Origin of the sequence: Cupriavidus gilardii (assembly GCF_008801915.1) — a bacterium.
In the GTDB taxonomy this organism is placed as follows: domain Bacteria; phylum Pseudomonadota; class Gammaproteobacteria; order Burkholderiales; family Burkholderiaceae; genus Cupriavidus; species Cupriavidus gilardii.
In genome coordinates, this window is sequence record NZ_VZOV01000016.1 from 48,064 (window position 1) to 72,614 (window position 24,551).

The window sequence follows — 24,551 nt, forward strand, 5'->3', positions numbered from 1 at the left end:
CAGGGGCTCACACCCTCGCGGTACGTTGCGATCGCAAGTTATAGGTCACGCTGGCAACGATGATGAGGAGAATAGCCACTTGCGCGGCAATGGTTTGCACAGAGGGGTAAACGCCCAAGACATCGATACGCGGCATAGAGAGCGGCGTCACTTGCAACAGGCCAACTTTCTGCAGTGCCGCCACGCCCTTGCCAATCAGGACCACGGCAAGCACGCCAACCAAGGCGGAGCTGAACGCGAAAAATTGTCGAATCGGCAAACGCGCCGTCGATCGCAGGAGCAGAAACGCAATCACTGCCAGCACAGCAATACCGCAACCGAGTCCCGCGAGCATGTAGGCACCGTTGCCATCGGACCACAGGGCCGCGTAGAAGAGCACGGTCTCAAATACTTCCCGGTAGACCGTGACGAACGATAGCAGGAAGAGCATAAACGCCGATTTCCTGTTCAATGCCGACGACAGCTTTTCCTTCACGTACGATTGCCAGCGTCCCGCCAGACTCTTCTGGTGCATCCACATGCCGACGCCGAGTAGGACGACCGCCGCGAAGACCGCGGAGAAGCCTTCGGTCATTTCGCGACTAGCGCCGCTCAGATCAACGACGTAGGTAGCTACCGCCCACGTCAATCCACCGGCTCCCAGCGCAGTGACCCAACCCGCGTGAACGTAGGGAAGGACGTCAGTGCGATTGGCCTTCTTGAGGAACGCCAGCATGGCTACGACTACCAACAGCGCTTCAAGCCCTTCACGAAGCAGGATCGTAAAGGCGCCAAGGAAGGTCGAGAATGCGTCATTGGCGCCTGCGAGCGCTTCCTGCGCCTCGTCCAGCCTTGACTGCAGTTGCGCTGCGATGTCATGCGCGCGCTCTGCCTGGCCATTCGCGACGGCATTTCGATAGAGTCCCATCGTCTTCTCGATGTCCAGGAAGAGAGCCTGGTTCTTGGCAGCCAACGCAGGCTCAACTGGTTCGAACCCATCAAGATATGCGGACAAAGCCAGTTGCGATGCGGCCCGCGTGTCTCCCTTGTCAAGCGCAGTGACACTTTCCTTCAGCTTTTCCTTGGCGATTGAGAGACTATCGGTGGTCGATGCGGCCAGTACGTCCGGTGAGCTTCGCAGGTATGCAAGACCATCACGAGAGGTCTGTGCACCCACGAATTTAGCAAGTGCCGCCTCCGAGGTCTGGCTAAGCTTGTCGAGCGTGGGAACCGCCGCGCGCAGCCCCGGTTCAGCAGTCCAAAGCTTGGCGCCCGCCTGGCGGTCAGTATCTGAATAAGACAGCGTCGAAGCAAAATAGGCCAGAGCCCATCGGTCGTCTTCGGAGAGATGGGCAAAGCCCGGCATCGATGTTCCCTCCACGCCGCGCGTGATGATCTGTTGCAAGGCAAAGACGCTGCGTTCCTGCGCGCGCGCGTGGTCGGCCAGCGCAATCGGGGGCGGGTTGAGTTTCGCTGCGAGGGGGCCGTCCGCGTTACCGGATACGCCGTGGCAGGACGCACAATGGCTTTGATAGAGCTTCGCCCCGTTCTGCAAATCAGGCGCCTTGCTTGGTGCCATAGGAACCGGATAGGCTGTGAGGACGCCGCTGGCCAACTTCCGAGCCAGTTCGGCGACAGTTTCTGGCGAGGCCTTCGCTGCGATGGACAAACGCAATGCGCCAGCTTCCTTGCCTAGTTGTTCGGAGGCGGGTCCTGGCGGCAATTCGCCTAGCTGTCGCGCGACCGTCTGCGCGAACTCTTGCATCTCGGCATATTCAGCCTCATTGGTGATGCGGCCATCGTTGACTGAACCGCCATAGTCAACGGCAAGGTAGTCCAGCAATTGCCAGACTTGCTTGGCCTTGTCTTGCGTGGATAGAGGCTCGGCCAAAGCCGTCGAGACGGATAGCGCCAAGGAGACTAGAACGAGGGAGAGGATGCGCAGGGCTTGCATGAGGAACACGCCGGGCGGGCGGCAGTTTTCGCGGACAAATGCGAATGATTGTAATTCATATCGTTTGCGCGAGCGACCCATCTTGGTGATGGAAGTATGGGGAATCGCGCTTGACTCTATAGCCGCTAGAGGGCGTAGAAATAACAACGTTAGTCAATACTGGCGACCTACTTTGAGTCAGCGCAACACAAACCGATGGGGACTTCCGGCGGATTGCTCGTATGGGGTCGAGCCAAGTGCAGCCGCGTGCAAGATGCGGGAGGGTGCAATGCGCTTACGTGAGGTGCGCACAACTTCGGGCGACCCTCCGCCTCGGCTTTCAGGCGTTCGCACGATTGCGAACAATAGAACCCAACGCTCCCATATCGCGAGTCCTTACCGTATGGTGGGATGCGAGGGGCGGAGGATGGTGATCCGATGAGTTGGGCACTTGTTCTCTACGACTGGAGCGGCTGGAATCGAGAGATCTTCCTACTGGTCAATGAAGGCACGCCGGCAATGTTCTTGCCTTTGGCCAAGCTGTTTAGCTACCTATTGGGCAACTATTGGACCGCGCCTGTTGTCATGGGAGGCTTTTGGGTCTGGTCAAGAACAACCTCGGATGTAGATCGTTCGTTGGAGCTACAGGCTCACTTGGCACGATTTGTAGTCGCATTCGGTATGGCATTTGCTGTAGTTGGAGCATCAAAGTTTCTCTTCGATTTCCCGCGGCCGGCTGCCGTGTTCGGTCACTGAATCGCCCCGGGTTTTGCGGAGGCTCTCACTCTTGAGAGAATGCGAGCCATGAGCAAGAACAACGCAAACAAGTTTTCCCCGGAAGTGCGCGAGCGCGCCGTGCGCCTGGTGCAGGAGTCGCGCGGCGAGTACCCGTCGCTGTGGGTGGCGGTCGAGTCCATCGCGCCCAAGATCGGCTGCTCGGCGCAGACGCTGCTGACCTGGGTCAAGCGCCACGAAGTCGACAGCGGACAGCGCGAAGGCGTCACCACCAGCGAGCGAGAACGCATCAAGGAGTTGGAGCGGGAGAACCGAGAGCTGCGCCGCGCCAACGACATCCTGCGCACTGCCAGCGCTTTTTTCGCGCAGGCGGAGCTCGACCGCAAGCTGAAGTCGTAAACACCTACATCGACCGGCACCGGGAGGTTTACGGGGTCGAGCCGATCTGCAAGGTGTTGCAGGTTGCCTCGTCGGCCTATCGGCGCCATGCCGCACGGCTGCGTGATCCGTCACGGCGCAGCGACCGTGCGCGTCGTGATGAACGGCTCATGCCGCAAGTCCAGCGAGTGTGGCAGGAGAACCATCGCGTCTACGGCGCCGACAAGGTCTGGCGGCAACTGAACCGCGAGGGCGTGACGGTTGCCCGCTGCACGGTCGAGCGATTGATGCGCGCCCAGGGACTGCAAGGTGTGCGGCGCGGCAAGCGGCTGCGAACGACCATCGCTGACGACGCCGCCAGTCGCCCGGTGGATCGCGTCAACCGGCAGTTCCGGGCCGACCGTCCCAATCAGCTCTGGGTCTCGGACTTCACCTACGTCTCGACATGGCAGGGTTGGCTGTACGTGGCCTTCGTCGTCGACGTCTACGCCAGGCGCATCGTCGGCTGGCGCGTGAGCAAATCCATGACGACGGACTTCGTGCTCGATGCGCTGGAGCAGGCCCTATACGCTCGCCAGCCTGGCAACGACGGTTCTCTGACCCACCACTCCGATAGGGGATCGCAGTACGTCAGCATCCGCTATAGCGAACGCCTGGCCGAAGCCGGCATCGAGCCGTCGGTCGGCAGCCGTGGCGACAGTTACGACAACGCCTTGGCCGAGACGATCAATGGCTTGTACAAGGCCGAGCTGATCCATCGCCGCGCGCCTTGGAAAACCAGGGAATCCGTCGAACTGGCAACACTGGAATGGGTCGCTTGGTTCAACCATAAGCGCCTGCACTCATCCATCGGCTATATCCCGCCCGCCGAGGCTGAGGCAAACTACTACAACCAACTCGGCAAAACCGCCGACGAGGCCGTTTTACTTTAACCAAACAGCCTCCGCGAAAACCGGGGCGATTCAGTTCCTCGTTGCGGCGCTGTTGCAAGTCCTCTCGGAATCCACGCTGCTTGCGCTGGAATTCGTGGGTCAGCTCGGCCACTTCGTGCTGGCGGCGCTGATGGTCAAGATCTGTGAGCACGGCCGCTTCCTTCTCGAGCTTGTCAGCCAAGGCCCTGGTCTTCCGGTCCATGTCCTGCAGTTCACGGTCGCGCGTGGAAAACTCCTGTGCAAGCCTGTTGTGGGCCTGCTTGGCTGGCAACGAGTCCGGCAGAATAAGTTCGGAATTGACTACGGCAATGCGCGCTGGCTGCGCTAGCACCGGTCCTACCGCGCACAGCATGGCGGCGGACAGCGCCGCCGCTATCAGAGTTTTCGGATGTGGGGTTGGCGTTTGCATGAGCGACGGAGCCGTACCTTTTGTGAGTGTATGGCGGTTACCGGTTACTTCTCGGAGTGGCGTTTGGCATGCAGAAATTCATGGGCTCGAGTGTAGTGAAATCGAAGATGTTGCAGCACATTGGATCGGTCGGCTTGGATCCCGCGCTCGGCAGGTTATAGAGCAGTGCCGAGGCATGCCCCAATGATATGGCCGGTCGCCTTTAGCCCAGCGCCTCTCATTGGCAGCCTGTCAGCTGATATGTCGGTGCGATTTGACACCATGTAGTGGCTACAGGGTCAAGACAAGGCTGCACGCATATATGCCGCCTGCTACGAACAAAGCACCCGCGCCGCACTTCAGGAGAAAAGTTCGGCAAACGCGTAGCGTTTTCCTTGACCCTATGGCAGCTACACAGTGCTAGATGAAGCACTAGAAGGGGCTAGCCCAAACTGGCGTGGACCTTGTTGGCTGGTCGCGTCTGGTCGCAGGCATGCATTTCCCGGCAGACGTTTTGGCGGCTTGGGAGGCGCACTTGGGAGTCTGTGCCTTTCTGCGGGGCTATGGCAGAGGCTGCCTTGCGCGTCGGGAACGCTTCCGCCTGCGCTGTTTGGGGTGGCGCACATGCCGCTTAGCGCCGGCGACAGGAAAGCGTTCGCTGAAGGCGGATCTGCCTGTAGTCCTTCGTGGGATCCGCGTCCCTACTCTTCTCCCAACAGCTGTGGTGTCTGATGGGCTGTTTTCGTAAGGCCCTCCAGAATGCCGCAGTCCTTGGCCTCTCGCGACAGACCGCATTGACTGCGCAATTGCTTCAGGTCACGTTCCAATGCCATCAACTCTTGTATGCGGCGCGCCACGTGTCGAATGTGGCCTTCTAGCAGGACGTTGACCTCTCCACAGTCCTCGTGGGGCGCATCCTTGAGACGCAGCAAGGACCGAATCTCGTTCAGGGTCATGTCCAACGAGCGGCAATGGCGGATGAACGCCAACCGCTCAAGGTGCTGGGAAGCGTAGAGTCGGTAGTTTCCAGAGGAACGAGCCGGCGCCGGCAGTAAGCCTTCATGCTCGTAGAAGCGAATAGTCTCCACCGTGGTGCCGGCGGTTTGAGCAAGTTTGCCGATCTTCATGCTTTTCCCCTTTGTTGGGCTCCTGTCTGACGCCCTCCATGCCGGATGGTGTCGACAAATTCAAGTCCGTGCAGTGTGAATGGAGGTTTGGACTGTGCCGTACAGACAATCCGAGCGCCACGCAGCGGCGCTGGCCGGACTCCGAATGTGGACACGAAGGTGCGCGTCAGGTGCGCGCTGTCGGCGAAGCCGGCGAGATGAGCAGCCTCGGTGAGCGTACAACCATCGGAGAGGGTGCGCACCGCACGCTGCAGGCGCAACCAACGCACGTACGCCCGGAACGACAGTCCGCTCGCCTCCGCGAACCAATGCATGAAACGGGAGGACGACAGGCCTACGGCGTCGGCGGCATGTGCGACATGCACGGGTCCCTCCAGCGACGTTTCCAGCCACTGGAGGACCGCAGCCCAACGCGAAGCCTCCGTGGCAGGTTGTGACACATTCGCTGTTTCAGACGGCATTGCGCCTCGCAGCCAGCGGTCCAGCTCATGTTCCAGCATATCCGCCTGCACGGGGCTCGGCGCCATCGTGGCTGCGGGCCGACGGCCAGTAGGGCAAACGCTGTGCATGGTCGGGTCGAGAAACACCATGCGCACCGGGCCGGCCGCTACGAGACGATGCGGCACCCCGGCCGCAAGAAAATGTCCCGGGGCCTGCAATCCGCCCCAGGCCCCTTCGAGGAGCAACATCCCCTGTTTGCTCCATGCCAACTGAGCTGCTTGATGTCGGTGCAACCGACCGGCCTCTATCGGTCCGATGTAAATGGCCCAGCCGCGGCCGATGGTCAGCAGCGGCTGCCTGTCGGATGCTTCGTGTTCATCCGCGGGCTGGGCGTGCCTGCATTCTGCCGAAGAGCTCATGGAACACGATCAAGGCAGCACCGAGTGTGATGCCGATGTCAGCCACATTGAAGGCCGGCCAATGGTACGAACCCCAATGAAGATCGATCCAGTCGACCACCGCTCCGCGTGCGACCCGGTCGATCATATTGGCCAACGCGCCGCCCAAGATCAGTCCGTAGCTGATCCGCTCGGTATCGGTGGTACCAGTACGCCGAATCATGTACACAAGGAACGCGGAGGCCGCCAAGGCAATTCCAATGAAAAAATATCGCTGCCAGCCCCCCGCGCCGTGCAGAAAACTGAAGGCGGCACCTCGGTTCAGCACATGCACGACGTTGAGGACGGGCAGCCAGTCGAGGCTTGCACCGTAGTCGACCCAGGCCACGATGGCTACTTTCGTCCCGATATCCATCGCCACGATAAGGGCCGCCAATACGAAACCCAGGCCAATGCTGCGATCAGCCCGCATGGTGGTCACTCTCAGTGGAGGGGCTGGTCCCCAGCAGGCGCAGTCCGTTGAACACCACGGCCAGGCTTGCGCCCATGTCGGCAAGAATCGCGAGCCACAGGCTGGCATGGCCGGTGAAGGCCAGCACCATGAAGACCGCCTTGGTACCGATCGCGAAGGCGATGTTTGCCTTCAGCACGCCACCCACCCGGCGCGACAGCTTGATGAACTCAGGCAGCTTGCGCAGGTCGTCCTGCATCAGCGCCACGTCGGCGGTCTCGATCGCGGTGTCGGTGCCAGCAGCGCCCATCGCAAAGCCGATGTTCGATTTGGCCAGCGCGGGCGCATCGTTGACGCCATCCCCGACCATGCCTACCGGCGCCTTCGCGCCAAGCTCTGCGATCGCAGCCAACTTGTCGTGCGGCAGCAGGTCGCCGCGCGCGTCGGTGATGCCCACCTGGGCGGCCACCGCTTCCGCGGTCTTGCGGTTGTCGCCGGTAAGCATCACCGGCTCTACGCCCAACTGCTTGAGCGCCGCTACCGCACGCTTGCTGCTGTCCCGGACCGTGTCGGCAACTGCCAGGACACCCAGTGCCTGCTTATCGGTGGCAAGCACCACTGCTGTCTTGGCCTGCGCTTCCAGGCTCTCCAGCAGCTTGCGGACCTGCTCGCTGGCCACGCCAAGCTCATTTGCCAGGCGGTGGTTGCCGACGTAGTAGGTCTGGCCGTCGATGTCGCCCTTGACGCCACGGCCAGCCAGAGCCTCGAAGCGTTGCACTGAGGCGTGCGGCTTGTCGCCGTAGGCGTTGACGATAGCTGTGGCCACTGGATGTTCGGACAACGCATCCAGGCTGGCGGCAATGCGCAGCACTTCCGTCTCCGAGAGCGCGCCCGTCGGTACCGTATCGGTCAGCGCCGGGCGGCCGTGCGTAAGGGTGCCAGTCTTGTCCAGTGCCACCGCGCGCAGCAGACGCCCTTGCTCCAGGTACAGGCCACCCTTGACGAGGATGCCACGCCGCGCGGCCGCAGCCAGGCCGCTGACGACCGTCACCGGTGTCGAGATCACCAGGGCGCAGGGACAAGCAATCACCAGCATCACCAGCGCCTTGTAGACCCATTCGAACCAAGGCGCCCCAAAGAACAGCGGCGGGATCACGGCAATGGCGATCGCCAGCGCAAAGACAGAGGGGGTATAGACGCTCGCGAAACGATCAACGAAACGCTGCGTCGGCGCGCGCTGGCCTTGGGCTTCCTGGACCGAGCGCGCGATACGGTCGAGCGTGGTCTCTCCCTTGCGCGAGTGCACTTCGAATTCCAATGTGCCGCGCTCATTGATCGTGCCCGCGAACACCGTGTCGCCGGGGTTCTTTTCCACGGGCATGCTTTCGCCGGTGATGGGCGCCTGGTTGATGGCTGATGCGCCCGACACCACGACCCCATCCAAGGCGATACGTTCGCCGGGACGAACGCGCACGACGGCTCCAAGCGGCACTGTCTCGGCCTTGACCTCTTGCCAGCGACCGTCGTCCTGGCGGACGAGTGCGGTTTCCGGCGCCAGGTCCATCAGCTTGCGAATCGCGTTGCGCGCCCGGTCCAGGCTTAGCGCTTCGATCATCTCCGCGATGGCGAACAGCCAGATCACCACGGCGGCTTCCGGCCACTGGCCGATCAAAGCGGCACCGATGACGGCAATCGTCATCAGGAGGTTCATGTTCAGTGACAGCGTGCGCAGCGCGATCCAGCCTTTCTTCAGGGTCTCGATACCGCCCAACGCAATGGCCGCCAGCGACGCGGCCACCACCGGCCATGCCGATTCACCCATCCCGGCGAATGTGAGGACTTCCGCGCCAACCGCCAGCACGCCGGCGGCCCCCATGCGCAGCCACTCCGCCTTCGAAATGCCGGTGCCAAAGTCCCTCGTGACTGCGGGGGCAGGCCGACTATGGTCGCGCAGCACCGGCTGCATGCCAAGTCGCTCAATGGCCGCTGTGATTGGCACCTCGTCCTTCAGCGAATGGCTGACGGTCAGGGTCCGGCTCATCAGGTTGAACTGCAGGCTGCTGACACCCGGCATGCCTTCCAACGCCTTGCGCAGCAGCGCCTCTTCGGTCGGGCAGTCCATCTTTTCGATCAAGTAGGTGGCTCGTCCCTTGGAACTTGCCCCTGCCTCGCGCTCGACCGTGGCATGCATGCCGATCTCGCGCAGTGCGCCGAGGACCGGTGCCGGATCGGGCAGGCGGTGTTGCACCTCCAGTCGGCGATTCATCAGGTCGAAGTCGAGGCGTTCGATGCCCTCCACCTTGCCTAGGCGCTTGCGGATCAAAGCTTCCTCGGTGGGGCAGTCCATGTTTGTGATCAGGAACTGCGTGGTATTGCCCGTGGCTGCAGGGACGAAGGAGACGGGGGGCGTGCCGCAGGGACCGCAGGCAGTCTCCGTTGTCGCTGCGCAATTCGCGCCCGGAGGAGTTGTGTCTTCGCCCAGCCTTGCCTGCATGCCGATCGATTGCAACGCCGTCAGCAGGGGTTCCACCGAGGACAAGGTGTGGACGACAGACAGCTGGCGTGCGGGTAGGTCGAACTCGAGCGACCGGACGCCGGCCAACGGCTCCAGCCGCGCGCGGATCGCCGCCTCTTCGGAGCGGCAATCCATGTTTGGAATCGTGAATGTGTCTTTTGACTCTTCTAACGCAGCGCTCTGGCTGCCGGCGCAGGATCCAGCGCACGCGGATCCGCAAGCGGCGTTGCCCGCGGCTTCGCCGTCGTCCTCCATCGATGCTTGCATGCCGATCTCATGGAGGGCCTCCAGCAACGGCCCCGGGTTCGGTAGCCCATGCCGGACGGTGAGGCGGCGCTGGGGAAGGTCGAACGAAAGGGACTCTACCGCTGGCAATTTGGCAAGCCGTGCACGGATTGCCGCTTCTTCGTTGCGGCAATCCATGTTGGGAATGCGGAAGACGGATGTCGCGCCGTTCAGGTCCTCCGCCTTCTTCCTTTCTTGAGTTGATCTCGCATCACTTTCGGCATGGGCTTGGTCGAGTTTCATCATTCGCCTCTTTCTGTATATGTCAGAATTTCACACCCTAAAGTAGATACAGAGTCAAGGGCTCTGCCTCCTGGTCGGAGGTTAAGTTGCCTCGGAACGGGCCTTTTCCTCATGTTCTGTCGCGTCAACCAGGATTTCACGACCTCCGTTAGCGGCGATCGCAGATACCACCAGACCCAGAACCAGGTCTGGCAGGTTGGAGCCCGACCACATCACGAGCGCTCCGGACAACACAATGGCCAGATTCACAATCGAGTCGTTGCTGGTGAATATGGCGGAAGCCTTGAAGTTGACGTCTTCCCCGCGGTGGCGTTTCAGTAAGCGCAAGCAAATAATGTTCAGCGCCGCATTGATCGCTGCCATGACCATCATCGCCGGCCCCAATGGCGCCTCGCCGCCAAAGAACCGGCGCAGGACTTCCACGCATAGCATCAGGGCCAGCCCAATCAAAAGCCACCCCGATAGCCGCGCTGCCCGCACCTTGATGGCTCGCGATCGGCCGACGGCGTACAGGCTGACGCCATACACCAACGCGTCGGCAAGGTTGTCCAGAGCCGCACCAAGCACCGCCGTGGACGCCGCCCAAAGGCCCACGCCCATACCTGCCAGACATTGGCTGACATTAATCAGTAGTACCAGCCACAGAATCCGGCGGTCGGCCGCCTGACTCGCGTCGAGGTCAAGGCGTTCTTTGTCGGGGAAGTGGTCGTTCATGCAACTCCTTTGTTAACCCGCCTGTTTCCACAGAAGATCTGAGTAATTTCACACCCCGTACCTGCTATAGAGTCAAGACGTCGCCCGCACACAGCATGTTTATTCAAGCTAGCTGTCTGTCGCTTGGAGAAACTGGAGGAAATTGAACTCTGGAGTCGCAATGACAGCGCGTTCTGTGGTGCGGTACGGCGCCTATCCGACCATCATGGCCCTGGTAATCACAGGGGTTTCGGTCGCCCCATCCCACGGCACGCCGCTGGCTTGGCTGGCGTTGTGGGCCGCCGCCGGGCTATTTCTTGTTGCTTGGCTGGAGCGCATTGTCCCGTTCGATGCACGGTGGCAAAAGCGGGATCTCGACTTTCCGGCGGATGTCGCCCATGCCGTTGTGAATTTGGCCGTGATGCACGGTGCCGTGCTGGGGTTCGTGGTGCTGCGGGAAGGAACGGGTTGGCCCAAGCTATGGTGGCCTGCGGAATGGCCATACTTGTTGCAGGTATTACTCGCAGGGGCGCCACTGGACCTGTCGCTGTATGCCGTCCATCGGCTCAGCCACCACTACGGCTTTCTGTGGCGGCTGCACAGCATTCATCATTCGTCGCGGCGGCTCTACTGGCTAAACGGGGAACGCCGCCACCCGCTGCATGCAGCCCTGATGGCGGGTCCGGGCTTACTGGTCCTGGGCATACTAGGCGCGCCGGCCGAGGTAGTGGCCGGCTGGTTCGCAATCCTGGCGGTCCATCTGGCATTCCAGCATGCCAACCTGGACTATAGCCTGGGGCCGGTGCGGTATATGTTAGGCGTGGCAGAACTCCATCGCTGGCACCATCGGGAGCGCTTCGCGGACGCGCAGGTCAATTTCGGGGAGTTCTGGCTGGTATGGGACCACCTCTTCGGTACCTTCTATCAACCGCAGGCGCCACTGGGCGCAATCGGCATCGAAGGCGACCCGGTGCCGCACCGCTACGGCGAGCAACTGATTTATCCGTTTGAACGACCGGATCCGCAAGTTCGTCTGGCCACCGAAGACGTCTCGCAGGGCCGCGATGCTGATGTCTAAAGCCGCTCTCGTTGGTGAAACCGGCTCGCAAGCTGCATCCAGCATGAATGCTCAGGTGGGATCTGACAGGACTATTTGCGCCGTCTTGAAGTTATGCGACGTCGCGTGGACGAACCTGATCTGTCATTCTCGAGGCCGCGCTTGATGCGCATCTGGCGACGAAAATGCCAGGCAAGCGAACCTGTAGCACACACCGTGAACGCCACGGCAAACACGATGACAACGATGACTTCACGTGGCAGGTCGAAGGGTGGGCGGCTCACTGTGGCCGAACGTTCATGGAAAGCGGTTTCGATCCCGACGACGCCATTCGGAGGTCTACCGAAGCGGCGTGACGGAGGATTTTGGCCATGGCAGGCGGCACACTGCCCCGATGCGAGCGGTGGTGCCGCCTGAGTTTTACTTGCGCTGCATGTCCACGACTGTCGGCTTGCCGTCGACCGTGTCGAATACGGCGGTAACCGCATCACCTTCCTTGAAGTCCTTCAACGAAGCGCGATCCTTGACCGGGAACGCCATGGTCATGGCGGACATGCCGAGATTTTCGATCGGGCCGTGCTTGAGGGTAACTTTCCCTGCCTTCGCATCGATCTTCTTTACCTCTGCCGCAACCGGGTGGGGGGCCTGCTTCGTTTCGGCTGACGGCTTCATGTCCATGCCCTTCATATCCATGCCGTCCATCGACCCTGCCGCGAACGCAGCCGGTGTGGCAGCGAGAGCAGCCATGATGGCAAGAGTTTTGACGTATTTCATTGTGATTCCTCCGGGAGTGAGGGGTGGGTGGAAAGTGAGACAGATTCGGCCTGCCGTCTGCGTATCAGCAAGTACACCGCCGGCACAACAAACAGGGAAAGCAATGGCGCGGTGACCATGCCGCCAACCATCGGAGCCGCAATGCGCTGCATGACCTCCGAGCCGGTGCCATGCGACCACATGATGGGAATCAGGCCGGCAAGAATGACAGCGACGGTCATGGCCTTGGGGCGGACCCGCAGCACTGCCCCTTCCTGAATGGCGTCCAGCAATGCGGACACGCTGGTTTCGCCTCGGCCCTCGCGTTCGCTCCAGGCTTGCTTCAGGTAGAGCAGCATGATGACGCCGAACTCGGCTGCCACGCCGGCAAGGGCGATAAAGCCGACAACCCCCGCTACCGAAAGGTTGTAGCCCAGCAAGTAAAGCAGCCAGAATCCGCCGATGAGCGCCAGCGGCAGCGTGCCCATGATCAGTAGCGCTTCATCGAGACGGCCGAACACCAGGTACAGCAACACGAAGATGATCAGCAGCGTGAACGGCACCACCACCTTCAGCTTCGCGGTGGCCCGCTCCAGATACTCGAACTGACCCGACCAACTGAGGGAATAGCCCGCTGGCATCGGGACCGCCTTGGCCACGGCGGCCTGCATGTCCTGGACGGCCGAACGCAGGTCACGTCCGCGAATATCGACGTACACCCAGCCCGACAGGCGGGCGTTTTCGCTGCGCAGCATCGGCGGTCCTTGCACCACCTGGAGGCGCGCCACGTCGGACAGCGTGATATGCTGGCCACGGTCGGTGACAATGGGCAGGCTGCGCAGTTGTTCCACCGAGTCGCGGTAGTCCCGTGGATAACGCACATTGATCGGAAAGCGCGCCAGCCCGTCGACCACTTCCCCGACGTTGTCGCCACCGATGGCCGAGGACACGATGCTCTGGACATCCTCGATGTTGAGCCCATATCGCCCGGCGGCCATCCGGTCTATGTCGACATCGACGTAGCGCCCGCCGGACAGGCGTTCGGCGAGTGCAGAGGTGACGCCCGGCACCGCCTTGACAGCATCCTCGATCCTCGTGGCCAGTCGGTCAATTTCCTTCAGGTCGGTGCCCGCCACCTTAATGCCGACCGGGCTCTTGATGCCGGTGGCGAGCATGTCGATGCGGTTGCGGATCGGCGGCACCCAGATATTGGACAGGCCGGGCACCTTCACCACGCGGTCGAGCTCCTCCACCAGCTTGTCCGTCGTCATGCCGGAACGCCACTGGTCGCGCGGCTTGAACTGGATGGTGGTTTCGAACATCTCGATGGGCGCCGGGTCGGTCGCCGTGTCGGCGCGGCCGGCCTTGCCAAACACGGTGGCTACCTCGGGAACGGTCTTGATTAGGCGGTCGGTCTGCTGCAGCAACTGCGCTGCCTTGCCGGTGGACAGCCCCGGGAGCGCCGACGGCATGTAGAGTAGGTCACCCTCATCGAGAGGCGGCATGAACTCGCCGCCAATTCGCATGATCGGCCAGGCGGTCGCGACGAGCAGAATTGCCGCGATCGCTACAGTGGTCTTCGGGTAGGTGAGCACCTTGGCCAACACTGGCTGATAGGCGCGAATCAGCCACCGACTGAGGGGATTGGACTGCTCCGTGGGGATCCTGCCACGGATCATGTAGCCCATCAGGACCGGCACCAGGGTGACGGAGAGGCCCGCCGCCGCGGCCATGGAGTAGGTCTTGGTAAAGGCCAGCGGCGAAAACAGTCGGCCCTCCTGCGCCTCCAGCGTGAACACCGGAATGAATGACAGCGTGATGATCAGCAGCGAGAAGAACAGCGCCGGTCCAACCTCAGCCGCCGACTCGCCGATCACGCTCCAGCGTTCATGGCCGGTGAGATCCAGGCCGGGCTTATCCGCATGCCAATGCTCGAGATGCTTGTGCGCGTTCTCGATCATGACGACCGCGGCATCGACCATGGCGCCGATGGCAATGGCGATGCCGCCCAGCGACATGATGTTGGCATTGACACCCTGGTATCGCATGACCAGAAACGCGGCCAGCACACCCAGCGGCAATGAAACGATGGCAACCAGCGCGGAGCGCAGGTGGAACAGGAAAACCAGGCAGACCACCGCGACGACGATAAACTCTTCGATCAGCTTGTGGGTCAGGTTTTCCACCGCCCGGTTGATCAGGGCGGAGCGATCGTACGTGGTGACGATCTGGACGCCTGCCGGCAGGCTCTTCTGCAGCGTGGCGAGTTTGGCTTTGACCGCTTCGATGGTTTCCAGCGCGTTCTTGCCCGAGCGCATCACGATGACACCGCCGGCGACCTCTCCCTGGCCGTCGAGCTCGGCGATGCCGCGCCGCATCTCGGGACCAAGCTGGACGGTGGCGACATCGCCCAGCCGCACCGGGATGCCGGCGTCGCTGGTCACCAGCGGGATCTGCCGGAAATCATCGAGCGTCTTCAGGTAGCCGCTGGCCCGGACCATGTACTCCGCCTCGCCCAATTCCAGCACCGAGCCGCCGGTTTCCTGGTTGGCGCCCTTGAGCGCCGTAAGCACCTTGCCCTGCGACAGGTTGTAGGCGCGTAGCCGGTCCGGCATCAGGACGACCTGGAACTGCTTCACCATGCCGCCGAGGGACGCGACCTCGGCAACATTGGGCAGCGATTTCAGCTCGAAGCGCAAGAACCAGTCCTGGAGCGCACGCAGTTGACTGAGGTCGTGCTGGCCGGTCTTGTCCACCAGCGTGTACTCGTAGATCCAGCCGACGCCGGTGGCGTCCGGCCCCAGCGCCGGCTTGGCGGCGCCGGGCAGGCGGGATTGCACCTGGTTCAGATATTCCAGCACGCGGGAGCGCGCCCAATACAGGTCGGTGCCGTCCTCGAATAGCACATAGACAAACGAGTCACCGAAGAACGAGTAGCCGCGTACGGTCTTGGCGCCCGGGACCGACAGCATGGTCGTGGTCAGTGGATAGGTGACCTGGTTCTCGACAATCTGTGGCGCCTGGCCGGGAAACGGCGTGCGGATGATCACTTGCACATCGGACAAGTCCGGCAACGCGTCGAGCGGCGTGCTGCGCACGGCCCACAGTCCCCAGGCGGTCAGCATGACCGTGACCAGCAGGACCAGGAAACGGTTGCGGATGGAAGCAAGAATGAGCCGGGCGATCATGGCTTGGCCCCCTGGGTGGTGCCGGCCGGCTCGACTGCGGACAGGATCGCCAGGCCATCCTTGTCCAGGTGGAAGCGGAACCGGATGCGGTCGCCGGTCTTGAGCCCCTTCGGCAGGCCGGCAGGCGGCGCGGCGAAATCCATGGTCATCGCGCCCCACTGTGCCGAGGGAATCGGCCCGTGCGAGATGGTCAGGCCTTCGCGCGTCACGGCCTCGATGCGCCCGACGCCCTCGTGCTCGGGCGCAGCCGCAGCCGGCGCGGAAGCCGCTGTCGTGGCGCTCATGCGTTCGGCCGTGCCACGCAAGCTGGCTTCCGAATCGATGAGGAACTGCCCGGAGGTGACCACTTTCTGCCCCGCTTTCAGCCCGTCCAGCACCTCGACCATGCCGGCGGCCTCGCGCCCGGTCTTGACTTCGGTTGCCACAAAGCCGGCCTTGCCCGCATCGACCATGACGATGCTGCGCTGGCCGGTGCGGATGACGGACTCCAGCGGAATCATCAGCAATTCCTTCTGATCACCGCTGTCAAACCGGACCGTCACGAACATCCCCGGCAACAGGTGCCTGCCCTTGTTGGGCAGGACAATGCGCACCTTGATGGTTCGCGTGGCCGGATTGACATCGGGCAGGACGGTATCGACCTTGCCAACGATTGACTCGGTTGCGCCGGTCGGCGACACCTTGACCGCCCGGCCCGGAGCGATGGCGTGGGCTTGTCCCTCCGGTACCTCGGCAATCACCCAGACCTGGCTCAGGTCGGCCAGGCGAAACAGGGTCATGCCAGGAGACACAGTCATGCCCTCCCGGACCGCAACCTCTGTCACAAGGCCGTCGACGGGGCTCACAATGCCAAGAGTAGGCTGGAGCTTGCCGGATGATTCGACGGTGCTGACCTGGCCGGGGGTCATGCCAGCCTGCAGCATGCGGGCCTTGGCCGCGCTGCGCAGGTCGGATTGGCCACCCGCGGCCATGCGGGACACGGCAAGATATTCCTCTTGCGCGGCCACCCAATCGGGCGAGTACAGCGTCACCAGTGCTTGGCCGCGCCGGACCGGGTCGAGGGTCGCTTTGACCGCTACGTGCTGGACGAAGGCATTCGTCCGCGCCTGGATCACCTGGACACTGCGCTCGTCAATGGCGACATTGCCAGGTGCCTCGAGCACGGCGCTCATCCGGCTCGCCTTGACCTCAGTCGTGCGGATGCCCAAATTCTGCGCGACACGGCTGTCGACCGTGACGCCGCTGCCTCCGCTGCCTCCGGCATCCCCATCCGCATAAACGGGCACGAGCTGCATGTCCATGAAAGGGGACTTGCCTGGCTTGTCGAAACGCTGGCCGGGTACCATCGGATCGTGCCAGTACAGGATCTTCTTGCCAGTGTTCGGATCGGTGTCGCCTGCTTTGAGCGCAGACGCCGCGCCTGGCGCGGCCGTCTGCGCAGATTGTGTGCCGCGCATGACGCCGAGGTGGTAGGCGCCATAGAGGGCGGCACCGATGACAACGACGCCGGCGACCGCGGCAATGACTGGTTTCTTCATTTGCGTTCCTTGGTGGCTGGCTCGGTCTGCGCGGTAGGCAGCGGGATCAGGAAGGTCAAGTCGGCCCACAGCTTTGCCGTCCTGGCCTCCAGCGTCAGCCGCTCCACCGCTGTGTCGATGGCGCGATGGTTGGCCTCGGCGACGGCAAGCAGCGATCCGGTATTGGCCCGGTATGCCGTGAGCGCTGCCTCCGCCTGCTGATTGGCGAGCGGTAAGGTCTTCTCGTCGTAGCGTTGGAGCCGCTCAAGGTTGCGCTGCAGCTCGGCAAGTTTGGCGCCTACCATGGCCTGGGTATTGCGCCGGATGATTTCGGACTTGGCACGCGCTTCATTGGCCTGTGCCAGCCGGGCAGCGACGTCGCGGTCTTGGCGATTGCCCCGGTCCCAGGGCACCGGGAAGCTGACGTTGATCGACCCCATGTTGGAGAAGGCTGGGCCGCGCTGGCTGTACATCAGCTCGACCGTCACATCTGGTGTCCTGGCCTCCGTTGCCACCTGGATCTCCGACTCGGCCAGGGCCACGTCGCGCCGTGCCGCCGCGATCTCGGGAACCGCGTCGAATTCGTCTTTCGCCAGTTGCTGAATGCTCTGGGGTACGTCGAGCGGCGGGCGCTGCGACAGTGTGCGGTTAGCCGCAGGCCCGACCCAGCGCTGCAGATTAAGCATGGCGGTGGCTACGGCGGCCCGGTTTTCGTCGAGGCGGTCATGCAGCTTCTGGACTTCCAGCTCCATCGCCAAGACATCCGCACGCGTGCCACGCCCGCTGCGATAGGCGGCGGTCGCCGCCTGGAGCGCCAGGTCCAGGGGATGGCCGTGATGGCCTAGCAGGACACCGGTCTGCTCGGCATACCACCGATCGAGCCAGGCACCGACGGCATTCCGTTGCACGTTGGCCAGTCCGACCGCGCGCTGCGCCTCGGCGGCAGTCGCCTCGGCTTCAAAGCGCGCCGCCTTGGCGCGGCGCTTGTCCGAGCGCGTGAATTCCTGCATCACGCTGATGGACCGCATGGTCATGAAATCCCGCGTGAGCGAGAACTGGTCCGGCCCGGTCACGGGGACGTTGTTGAGTCCAAGTTTGAGCACCGGGTCCGGCAATTGGCCGGCGGAAACCGCCATTTGCACGGCTGCCTCGACGGCGCCTCGCGAGGATTCGGCATCGCCGGCGTGAGTGGTCGCGAGCGCGACGGTCTCCTCGAGGGAAAGAGAAGGGGCAGATTGCGCAGCCGCGGCATGCGACACCGCCATGCTGAAGGCAGGCGCGCAAAGCAGCGCCAGCGTCAGGCGACGAGGAAAAAGCATAAAGCCTCCGTGAACGACGACAGCTACCCGAGTCTAGCTGGGCAGCACCGAATGGGCGTCGATCTGGAGGCTACGTTTGAAAACTGCAGTGAAGGATGTTCAGGGGCGGCGGGCCGCGCGCCTCGACCTCGGCGCGCAGCGCGATGCGAACCTCGGCCGTGACCACGCGCGTGGGTTCCACGACGCTCTTCAGCACTGGCAGGAAGGCCGGAAGCTGCGGTGAAACATGGTCCGCGCTCTTGGAATCTGCCTGGCAGTGCGCCAGGCAGAGCGCACTCTGGTCAGTGCCTTGGTCGCTACCGCCAGCCGCCATATCGGCACAGGATTCGGTCATTGCCGCCGTCGTGCCGCTGCCTTCCACCTGATAGCGGCTACCGGTACAGGCGTACGCGGCCGCTGCCAGTTGGACTGTCAGAAACACAACGAGAAGGAGGCCGGCGAACCAGGGATGCCGGCGGACCGAGTGACGCAAGAGTTCTTTGCGGTGGGCGTGATAGTCGCAAGGATACTGTCTTTTGCGGGTAATGCAACCGGACCTTTCGCCCCGGGTCTTCTCGCAACGTGGCCCAAGTTTCCGAAGGATCGTGTCCTTGACCTTCCCACCGGGGCAAGGTCTATCGTTGAGTCATCGAACCCTGGATGCCATCCACCCCGCAGCTTGCTCAAGTTGCGTGTCCGAGACAACAGGGATTGAAGGTAAGGAGCACATCATGAATATTGGACAAGCCGCCGGCGCATCCGGCGTCTCGGCCAAGATGATCCGCTACTACGAAAGCGTTGGTCTTGTGACTTCAGCCGCACGCAGCGCGGGGAACTACCGGGTGTATGGTCAAGCTGACATTCATACCCTGCGCTTCATTGGGCGAGCGCGGGCGATGGGCTTCTCGATGGCCCAGATCCGCGAGTTGCTCGGGTTGTGGCAAAACAAACGGCGCGCGAGTGCAACGGTAAAGGCGATTGCGGAACAGCGAATCCAGGAGCTGGACGCCCGCATTGCCTCACTGTCCAGCATGCGTGACACGCTCCTGTACTTGTCGCGACATTGCGAAGGCGATGACCGCCCCGAATGCCCGATCCTGGATGAGTTCAGCGGCGAACCGCCGAAACATCGAGCGGCAGTACGTGCAACCAGGCAGTGAGCGCGATGACCACGAGCGATCGACAACGGCAATCTCTCGACCCTGCCTCACATCACGCGATGGCAGCAGCGCGAGACGATGAGCACGTAGGGCACGGCAGCGGAAATGCGCCGAATCGACGAGACCATGATTCCACCAGTCACGGCGCTGCCGTCTGTGGGGCCAGTGCACGCGATCCTGTGTGTGGAATGACGGTCATGCGGGATGTGCCATACCAGGCAAGCTATGCCGGGGCACAATACTTCTTCTGCAGTGCCGGCTGCCAGAAGCGGTTCGAGGCCGAGCCGACGCGCTATGTCGAGACACCAAGCGTTTCGGCGCCCGATGAAGGCGAGACGGCGCCGGGCACGACCTATACGTGCCCGATGCACCCCGAAATCCGCGAGGACCATCCCGGGACGTGCCCAAAGTGCGGCATGGCACTCGAGCCGCTCATGCCAAGCCTCGACGACGACCAGAATCCCGAACTCGCGGCGTTTCGCCATCGCTTCTGGTGGACCTTGCCGCTGACGATCGCCGTCGTGTCGCTGGTGATGCTTGGGGACCGCCTCGGGGTGCTGGAGCCCGCGACGCAAAGCTGGGTGGAACTCGTCTTGTCCGCACCGGTGGTCCTCTGGGCAGGCTGGCCCATCTACGTCCGCTGCCTCCAGTCGTTCCGAAACCGCAGCCCGAACATGTGGACGCTGATCGGTCTGGGTACGGGTACGGCGTTCGTCTACAGCGTCGCCGCCACCGTTGCCCCAGAGCTGTTTCCCCGCGCCTTTCTCATGCACGGCCGGATCGCGGTCTACTTCGAAGCCGCGGCCGTCATCATTTCGCTGACGTTGCTCGGCCAGATCTTCGAGTTGCGGGCGCGCTCGCAGACCTCGGCAGCCATCAAGTCGCTGCTCGGCCTGGCCCCCAAGACGGCACGCCGCCTCAATCCGGACGGCAGCGAGGCCGATATTCCGCTCACGCACGTGCATGTCGGCGATCTCCTGAGGGTCCGGCCCGACGAAAAGGTGCCCACGGATGGCGTCGTGAACGAAGGGGCCAGCGCCATCGACGAATCGATGATCACCGGTGAGCCTCTGCCCGTCTCCAAGCGCGTCGGCGACCACGTGATCGGCGCCACCATCAACACCTCGGGCAGCCTGGTGATGCGCTCAGAAAAGGTCGGCGCCCAGACGGTGCTGTCGCAGATCGTGCAGATGGTGGCCCAGGCACAGCGCTCCAAGGCGCCGATGCAGCGGATGGCGGACCGGGTCGCCGGCGTGTTCGTGGTGGTGGTCGTAACCATCGCCTTGCTCACGTTCTTCGCCTGGGGCGTCTTCGGCCCCGAGCCGAGCTGGGTCTTTGGCCTGGTCAATGCGGTGGCTGTACTGATCATTGCCTGTCCCTGCGCGCTGGGATTGGCCACCCCATCCATCATGGTGGCCAGCGGGAATGGCGCGACCAAGGGCATTCTGTTCCGGGACGCGGCGGCCATCGAGCAATTCCGCAAGGTCGACACCCTGATCGTGGACAAGACCGGCACGCTGACAGAAGGCCGTCCGAGTTTTGAACGGGCCTATCGTGTCGATCCGTTCACGGAAACCGAGGTGCTTCGTTTGGCCGCGAGCCTCGACCAGGGCAGCGAACATCCGCTAGCCGCGACCCTCGTCACCGCCGCGCGTGAGCGCGGCCTGGCCCTGGCGAAGGCGGAGGATTTCGCCTCGGACACGGGCATGGGGGTACGCGGCCGCGTCGGTGGCCACCAGCTCGTGCTGGGCAACACCGCCCTGATGCAGCAGGAACAGGTCGACGTTGCACCACTGGCGTCTCAGGCGGATACCCTGCGGCAGCAAGGCGCCAGTGTCATGTATCTGGCGGCAGATCGAACATTGGCCGGTCTGCTTGCCGTCTCCGACCCCGTCAAGGCCAGCACGCCCGAGGCTCTGATGACGCTCAGGCAAGCCGGGGTCCGCGTGGTGATGGCGACAGGTGACGGCGCTGTCACGGCGAAGGCGGTAGCCGGTCGCCTGGGCATCGACGAGTTTCATGGCGAAGTGAAGCCGGCCGACAAGCTGGCGCTCGTCGAGAAGCTGCAAGGGGAAGGCCGCGTGGTTGCGATGGCGGGCGACGGCATCAACGACGCGCCGGCATTGGCAAAGGCCGATGTGGGCGTTGCGATGGGAACCGGCACAGATGTGGCGATGCACAGCGCCCAGATGACCCTCGTCAAGGGCGATCTGCGCGGTATCGCCCGAGCACGCGAACTCTCCGAGGCCACTATCGCCAACATGCGGCAGAACCTGGGCTTCGCCTTTATCTATAACGCGCTGGGTATCCCGCTGGCGGCGGGGTTGCTGTACCCGTTCACCGGCTGGTTGCTGTCGCCGATGATCGCGGCATTGGCCATGAGCCTGAGTTCCGTTTCAGTGATCTCCAATGCGCTACGACTCAGACGCCGCGTGGCGTAGCTATTGTCATGTGTGAATTCGACTCTACCAACCCGTGTCTCCTTGCCTTGCTGCCCAGATCGGGGGGCTAGACTAGGACAAATGCTGGCGTGATTCATGAAGCATAGCCGCAGCCCCTTCACTCGCTTGCTTGCGCTGCTGTTGTTGGCCTTGTGCGCTGACCATCAACAGGACGGTCGGCACTGGGCCGACAGCAACGGTCACGGGCCCGATCTCGGTGTCTTGCCGACTATGGCTGGGCTTGAACACGTTCTGCCGCCCACGCCATACACCTTCCGCATCTTCCACACGGCTGACAGCGCGAACAACTCGCCTGGTCCGGTCTATCTCGCAACGGCCCGCTTGCGCATCTGATCTATCCCTACGCGTGGCCCACTTCGGCCACGTGCTTGACTTTGGTGGCTCTACCCGAGCGTGGGTGCTCTGACCCGTTGCGGTTGAGCCAGACAAAACCGAATACTGGGGAAGATCATCATGCATTCCACTCTCAAGACTCTCGTTCTCATTTCACTCGCCGTCGCGACCGCGCAGGCGCTCGCGGGTCCCGACTGGGACGTCATCAATCGCGCGCGCACTGCAGCGCAACACCCTGCGGCGACCTCCAGTACATCAGCCTCTCAGGCATCGATGTTGGCGCGCTGCAATGCAATGATGAAACAAATGGATTCCCAGTCGACCGGCGGCGGCAGCCCGATGGGGCCTTCCGAGTCCAAGTGACTGAGGGTGCTTCGGCCGACCAGGCAAAGCATGCATCCGTGCAATCCGGCCTCTGGCATCCGCCCTGAGGGAGCCGGACTGACTGTCTGCCCGCCCACTTGTCTGGTACTGGATTGGCGCGTGGTCATTGAATCGCGATCGATAAGGAGATCGCCATGAATACGAAATCACTAGTAGCCGCAACCCTAGCCGTGGTGATGCTTGGCGCCAGCGGCTGGTCCGCAGCGGCCGGTGCAACCCGTGGCGCCGAAAGCGCCAAGACGGGTGCACAGGACAAGGGGCACGACATGATGATGGACCACATGATGGGCGGCGGCATGATGGGAAGCTGCCCGATGATGGGCCTGCCACCTGGCAACGAGAAGCTTTCGATGCAGATGCATGCGGACATGATGCAGGCGATGGGCGAGATCATGCGCAAGTACGCGGACAAGATCCAGACGCCACCGACGAAGTAAGGACGCTGTCCAGATCCGAACCATTTGAAAAGGAGTACCACCACCATGAAATGCAATCCGAAAGCAATGATCACCGCAGGCATCGCTCTGGCGGCAATGCTGGCAGCCGCCTATGCCCTATTGCCGCCGGTCCGAGCGCTTGTCCTGGGTATTGGGCCGTATCTCCTGCTCTTGATCTGCCCATTGTCGATGTGGCTGATGATGAAGAGCATGAGCGCGCAGGACGATCAAGTGGGCGGAATGACCGAGCAAGCGCCAAAGCAGAAGCCCCATCCATTTCGAATCAAGGAGTGACAGGACGGCAGAGCAATTGGCACGCATGGCGGACGCGTACCCGGGCCGCCAACGAAGAGAGAGGTAACACGTGAACAAATCGTTGATATGGAGAGTCCTCTTGATCGTGTTCGCCATCATCGGCGTGCTGCATCCTTTGGCGCGGTAGGCATGCTCGTGATGCATCAACGCATGATGGGCGGGTTCAGTCTTTGCTAGCCCGGGTGCAAGCTGGGGAGCAGCGCCTGAAGTAGACGGGCAAGTGCGTGCCCTCCTGCCATGGCGAAGCAAGGGGACTCGGCAACCTTGTGGGAAATTGATGCTTGCAAGGCAGGAAGAGCAAGACCTGGCCCACCGCTTCGCGGCGGACTATGAGGCGTATCGCAAGCGGGTGCCCGTGTTCTTGCCGGGCCGCTGCCAATGGGCGCAGCTATTGGGCAAGCTCTGGGAGTGAGCGGTTGGGCAGCCAGTCACGTTGCTGGCCACATGCCCCCCCGGGATTGGAGTAAATCGCCATGAACAATCCGACGGCAGACACACAGAGCGCACGCCAGCGCCGATTGCTTCTGCTGGCCACCGGCGCCATGGGAGGCGTAGGCCTGGTCGGCGCCATGGTGCCATTCGTGGCCAGCATGGCGCCAAGCGACGCCGCAAGGTCGCGGGGCGCGCCCGTCGATGTGAGGCTCGGCGCCGTGGAGCCAGGGGGACTCGTCACCGTCGCCTGGCGCGGCAAGCCCGTCTGGATACTGCACCGGACCCGCGACATGCTGGCGCGTCTGGGCAGGCACGATCGCCTGTTGAGCGATCCCCTGTCCCAGAAGGACCAGCAGCCCGCGTATGCGAGTAATGCGACACGCTCGCTCCGCCCGGACTTCTTTGTGGCGGTAGGCATCTGTACCCATCTGGGATGCGTACCGACCTATCGCCCGGACGTCGGCGCGGCGGACTTGGGGGATGACTGGCCTGGTGGCTTTTTTTGCCCTTGCCATGGTTCCAAGTTTGACCTGGCCGGCCGCGTGTTCCGCAACGTCCCAGCGCCGCTCAATCTGGAGATCCCACCGCACGCGTATCAAGGCGAAACCCGTCTGGTGATCGGCCAGGATCGCAATGGAACCGGATGATGACTTACCCCGACAGTGCACTGCTGATCGTCCAACCCTGCGTTGTCAAGGAGGCGCCCATGAGTACCAT

The 24,551-nt window shown here is 62.7% G+C and carries 22 protein-coding genes and 1 other annotated feature; of the genes, 10 read left to right on the forward strand and 12 right to left on the reverse strand.

Annotation, left to right across the window (positions count from 1 at the left end; genetic code table 11):
• Positions 1-7: 7 nt before the first annotated feature.
• On the reverse strand, positions 8-1,933 hold the full coding sequence (locus tag F7Q96_RS18215) for a cytochrome c/FTR1 family iron permease (RefSeq protein WP_053823089.1): 1,926 nt from the start codon (positions 1,931-1,933) through the stop codon (positions 8-10).
• 417 nt (positions 1,934-2,350) lie between these two features.
• On the opposite strand from F7Q96_RS18215, the gene F7Q96_RS18220 reads away from it, so the two are divergent.
• Both F7Q96_RS18220 and F7Q96_RS18225 read left to right on the forward strand, forming a co-directional pair.
• On the forward strand, positions 2,351-2,668 hold the full coding sequence (locus tag F7Q96_RS18220; RefSeq protein WP_151023056.1) for a hypothetical protein: 318 nt from the start codon (positions 2,351-2,353) through the stop codon (positions 2,666-2,668).
• A 39-nt stretch (positions 2,669-2,707) separates the two neighbouring features.
• Positions 2,708-3,957 (forward strand): IS3-like element ISRme15 family transposase gene (locus tag F7Q96_RS18225; RefSeq protein WP_085960508.1). Its coding sequence is split into 2 segments (ribosomal slippage): positions 2,708-3,002 and positions 3,002-3,957, totalling 1,251 coding nucleotides; the frame shifts between segments, so codons are not numbered across the junction.
• Positions 3,001-3,117: a sequence feature (AL1L pseudoknot), on the forward strand. It overlaps the preceding gene by 117 nt.
• Here the strand turns inward: F7Q96_RS18225 and F7Q96_RS18230 are convergent.
• The 6 genes from F7Q96_RS18230 to F7Q96_RS18255 all read right to left on the reverse strand — a co-directional run bounded on the left by F7Q96_RS18230 (position 3,848) and on the right by F7Q96_RS18255 (position 10,519).
• On the reverse strand, positions 3,848-4,366 hold the full coding sequence (locus tag F7Q96_RS18230) for an OmpH/Skp family outer membrane protein (protein WP_082371466.1): 519 nt from the start codon (positions 4,364-4,366) through the stop codon (positions 3,848-3,850). The genes F7Q96_RS18225 and F7Q96_RS18230 overlap by 110 nt on opposite strands.
• Before the next feature lie 680 nt (positions 4,367-5,046).
• A complete protein-coding gene (cadR, locus tag F7Q96_RS18235) occupies positions 5,047-5,472 on the reverse strand; it encodes a Cd(II)/Pb(II)-responsive transcriptional regulator (RefSeq protein ID WP_053821795.1) in 426 nt (141 codons plus the stop codon).
• On the reverse strand, positions 5,469-6,332 hold the full coding sequence (locus F7Q96_RS18240) for a helix-turn-helix transcriptional regulator (RefSeq protein WP_082371465.1): 864 nt from the start codon (positions 6,330-6,332) through the stop codon (positions 5,469-5,471). The genes cadR and F7Q96_RS18240 overlap by 4 nt, the downstream gene beginning before the upstream one ends.
• A complete protein-coding gene (gene lspA / locus F7Q96_RS18245) occupies positions 6,289-6,783 on the reverse strand; it encodes a signal peptidase II (protein ID WP_053821794.1) in 495 nt (164 codons plus the stop codon). Before lspA ends, F7Q96_RS18240 begins: the two co-directional genes overlap by 44 nt.
• Entirely contained in the window at positions 6,773-9,808 is a 3,036-nt protein-coding gene (locus F7Q96_RS18250) for a heavy metal translocating P-type ATPase (RefSeq protein ID WP_170265910.1), read from the reverse strand. The genes lspA and F7Q96_RS18250 overlap by 11 nt, the downstream gene beginning before the upstream one ends.
• A 78-nt stretch (positions 9,809-9,886) precedes the next feature.
• Positions 9,887-10,519 (reverse strand): cation transporter, encoded by a 633-nt coding sequence (locus F7Q96_RS18255; protein WP_053821792.1) that lies wholly within the window; start codon positions 10,517-10,519, stop codon positions 9,887-9,889.
• A 160-nt stretch (positions 10,520-10,679) separates the two neighbouring features.
• Here F7Q96_RS18255 and F7Q96_RS18260 point away from each other — a divergent pair, with 160 nt between their 5' ends.
• Entirely contained in the window at positions 10,680-11,576 is an 897-nt protein-coding gene (locus tag F7Q96_RS18260; protein WP_082371464.1) for a sterol desaturase family protein, read from the forward strand.
• A 399-nt stretch (positions 11,577-11,975) separates the two neighbouring features.
• On the opposite strand, the gene F7Q96_RS18265 is transcribed toward F7Q96_RS18260, so the two are convergent.
• The 5 genes from F7Q96_RS18265 to F7Q96_RS18285 form a co-directional block, all read right to left on the reverse strand.
• Complete coding sequence (locus F7Q96_RS18265) at positions 11,976-12,329, reverse strand: copper-binding protein (protein ID WP_053821791.1); 354 nt, start codon at positions 12,327-12,329, stop codon at positions 11,976-11,978.
• On the reverse strand, positions 12,326-15,496 hold the full coding sequence (locus F7Q96_RS18270; protein WP_062799358.1) for an efflux RND transporter permease subunit: 3,171 nt from the start codon (positions 15,494-15,496) through the stop codon (positions 12,326-12,328). The genes F7Q96_RS18265 and F7Q96_RS18270 overlap by 4 nt, the downstream gene beginning before the upstream one ends.
• On the reverse strand, positions 15,493-17,034 hold the full coding sequence (locus F7Q96_RS18275) for an efflux RND transporter periplasmic adaptor subunit (protein ID WP_062799361.1): 1,542 nt from the start codon (positions 17,032-17,034) through the stop codon (positions 15,493-15,495). The genes F7Q96_RS18270 and F7Q96_RS18275 overlap by 4 nt, the downstream gene beginning before the upstream one ends.
• Positions 17,031-18,332 (reverse strand): TolC family protein, encoded by a 1,302-nt coding sequence (locus F7Q96_RS18280; RefSeq protein ID WP_062799363.1) that lies wholly within the window; start codon positions 18,330-18,332, stop codon positions 17,031-17,033. The genes F7Q96_RS18275 and F7Q96_RS18280 overlap by 4 nt, the downstream gene beginning before the upstream one ends.
• A 70-nt stretch (positions 18,333-18,402) precedes the next feature.
• Positions 18,403-18,804 (reverse strand): hypothetical protein, encoded by a 402-nt coding sequence (locus tag F7Q96_RS18285; protein ID WP_062799365.1) that lies wholly within the window; start codon positions 18,802-18,804, stop codon positions 18,403-18,405.
• A 238-nt stretch (positions 18,805-19,042) separates the two neighbouring features.
• Here F7Q96_RS18285 and cueR point away from each other — a divergent pair, with 238 nt between their 5' ends.
• From cueR to petA, 7 genes are all read left to right on the forward strand, one after another.
• Entirely contained in the window at positions 19,043-19,471 is a 429-nt protein-coding gene (gene cueR, locus F7Q96_RS18290) for a Cu(I)-responsive transcriptional regulator (RefSeq protein WP_062799367.1), read from the forward strand.
• 5 nt (positions 19,472-19,476) lie between these two features.
• Positions 19,477-21,912: a heavy metal translocating P-type ATPase gene (locus tag F7Q96_RS18295; RefSeq protein ID WP_371558780.1), complete on the forward strand. Its 2,436-nt coding sequence runs from the start codon at positions 19,477-19,479 to the stop codon at positions 21,910-21,912.
• A gap of 96 nt (positions 21,913-22,008) precedes the next feature.
• Positions 22,009-22,266: a hypothetical protein gene (locus F7Q96_RS18300; protein WP_062799371.1), complete on the forward strand. Its 258-nt coding sequence runs from the start codon at positions 22,009-22,011 to the stop codon at positions 22,264-22,266.
• A 120-nt stretch (positions 22,267-22,386) separates the two neighbouring features.
• Entirely contained in the window at positions 22,387-22,629 is a 243-nt protein-coding gene (locus F7Q96_RS18305) for a hypothetical protein (protein WP_116359830.1), read from the forward strand.
• A gap of 155 nt (positions 22,630-22,784) precedes the next feature.
• Positions 22,785-23,087: a hypothetical protein gene (locus F7Q96_RS18310; RefSeq protein WP_062799373.1), complete on the forward strand. Its 303-nt coding sequence runs from the start codon at positions 22,785-22,787 to the stop codon at positions 23,085-23,087.
• Between the two features lie 45 nt (positions 23,088-23,132).
• Positions 23,133-23,381, forward strand: a complete 249-nt coding sequence (locus F7Q96_RS18315; protein WP_062799375.1) for a DUF2933 domain-containing protein — start codon at positions 23,133-23,135, stop codon at positions 23,379-23,381.
• A gap of 494 nt (positions 23,382-23,875) precedes the next feature.
• Positions 23,876-24,481, forward strand: coding sequence for a ubiquinol-cytochrome c reductase iron-sulfur subunit (petA, locus tag F7Q96_RS18325; protein WP_062799377.1), 606 nt, complete (start codon positions 23,876-23,878; stop codon positions 24,479-24,481).
• Positions 24,482-24,551 lie beyond the last annotated feature (70 nt).

What these genes read in the sequence shown, in the direction of transcription:
- F7Q96_RS18215 (WP_053823089.1), bottom strand. Translation starts at nt 1,933, where the DNA reads ATGCAAGCCCTGCGCATCCTCTCCCTCGTTCTAGTCTCCTTGGCGCTA.
- F7Q96_RS18220 (WP_151023056.1), top strand. Translation starts at nt 2,351, where the DNA reads ATGAGTTGGGCACTTGTTCTCTACGACTGGAGCGGCTGGAATCGAGAG.
- F7Q96_RS18230 (WP_082371466.1), bottom strand. Translation starts at nt 4,366, where the DNA reads ATGCAAACGCCAACCCCACATCCGAAAACTCTGATAGCGGCGGCGCTG.
- cadR (WP_053821795.1), bottom strand. Translation starts at nt 5,472, where the DNA reads ATGAAGATCGGCAAACTTGCTCAAACCGCCGGCACCACGGTGGAGACT.
- F7Q96_RS18240 (WP_082371465.1), bottom strand. Translation starts at nt 6,332, where the DNA reads ATGAGCTCTTCGGCAGAATGCAGGCACGCCCAGCCCGCGGATGAACAC.
- lspA (WP_053821794.1), bottom strand. Translation starts at nt 6,783, where the DNA reads ATGCGGGCTGATCGCAGCATTGGCCTGGGTTTCGTATTGGCGGCCCTT.
- F7Q96_RS18250 (WP_170265910.1), bottom strand. Translation starts at nt 9,808, where the DNA reads ATGATGAAACTCGACCAAGCCCATGCCGAAAGTGATGCGAGATCAACT.
- F7Q96_RS18255 (WP_053821792.1), bottom strand. Translation starts at nt 10,519, where the DNA reads ATGAACGACCACTTCCCCGACAAAGAACGCCTTGACCTCGACGCGAGT.
- F7Q96_RS18260 (WP_082371464.1), top strand. Translation starts at nt 10,680, where the DNA reads ATGACAGCGCGTTCTGTGGTGCGGTACGGCGCCTATCCGACCATCATG.
- F7Q96_RS18265 (WP_053821791.1), bottom strand. Translation starts at nt 12,329, where the DNA reads ATGAAATACGTCAAAACTCTTGCCATCATGGCTGCTCTCGCTGCCACA.
- F7Q96_RS18270 (WP_062799358.1), bottom strand. Translation starts at nt 15,496, where the DNA reads ATGATCGCCCGGCTCATTCTTGCTTCCATCCGCAACCGTTTCCTGGTC.
- F7Q96_RS18275 (WP_062799361.1), bottom strand. Translation starts at nt 17,034, where the DNA reads ATGAAGAAACCAGTCATTGCCGCGGTCGCCGGCGTCGTTGTCATCGGT.
- F7Q96_RS18280 (WP_062799363.1), bottom strand. Translation starts at nt 18,332, where the DNA reads ATGCTTTTTCCTCGTCGCCTGACGCTGGCGCTGCTTTGCGCGCCTGCC.
- cueR (WP_062799367.1), top strand. Translation starts at nt 19,043, where the DNA reads ATGAATATTGGACAAGCCGCCGGCGCATCCGGCGTCTCGGCCAAGATG.
- F7Q96_RS18295 (WP_371558780.1), top strand. Translation starts at nt 19,477, where the DNA reads ATGACCACGAGCGATCGACAACGGCAATCTCTCGACCCTGCCTCACAT.
- F7Q96_RS18300 (WP_062799371.1), top strand. Translation starts at nt 22,009, where the DNA reads ATGAAGCATAGCCGCAGCCCCTTCACTCGCTTGCTTGCGCTGCTGTTG.
- F7Q96_RS18305 (WP_116359830.1), top strand. Translation starts at nt 22,387, where the DNA reads ATGCATTCCACTCTCAAGACTCTCGTTCTCATTTCACTCGCCGTCGCG.
- F7Q96_RS18310 (WP_062799373.1), top strand. Translation starts at nt 22,785, where the DNA reads ATGAATACGAAATCACTAGTAGCCGCAACCCTAGCCGTGGTGATGCTT.
- F7Q96_RS18315 (WP_062799375.1), top strand. Translation starts at nt 23,133, where the DNA reads ATGAAATGCAATCCGAAAGCAATGATCACCGCAGGCATCGCTCTGGCG.
- petA (WP_062799377.1), top strand. Translation starts at nt 23,876, where the DNA reads ATGAACAATCCGACGGCAGACACACAGAGCGCACGCCAGCGCCGATTG.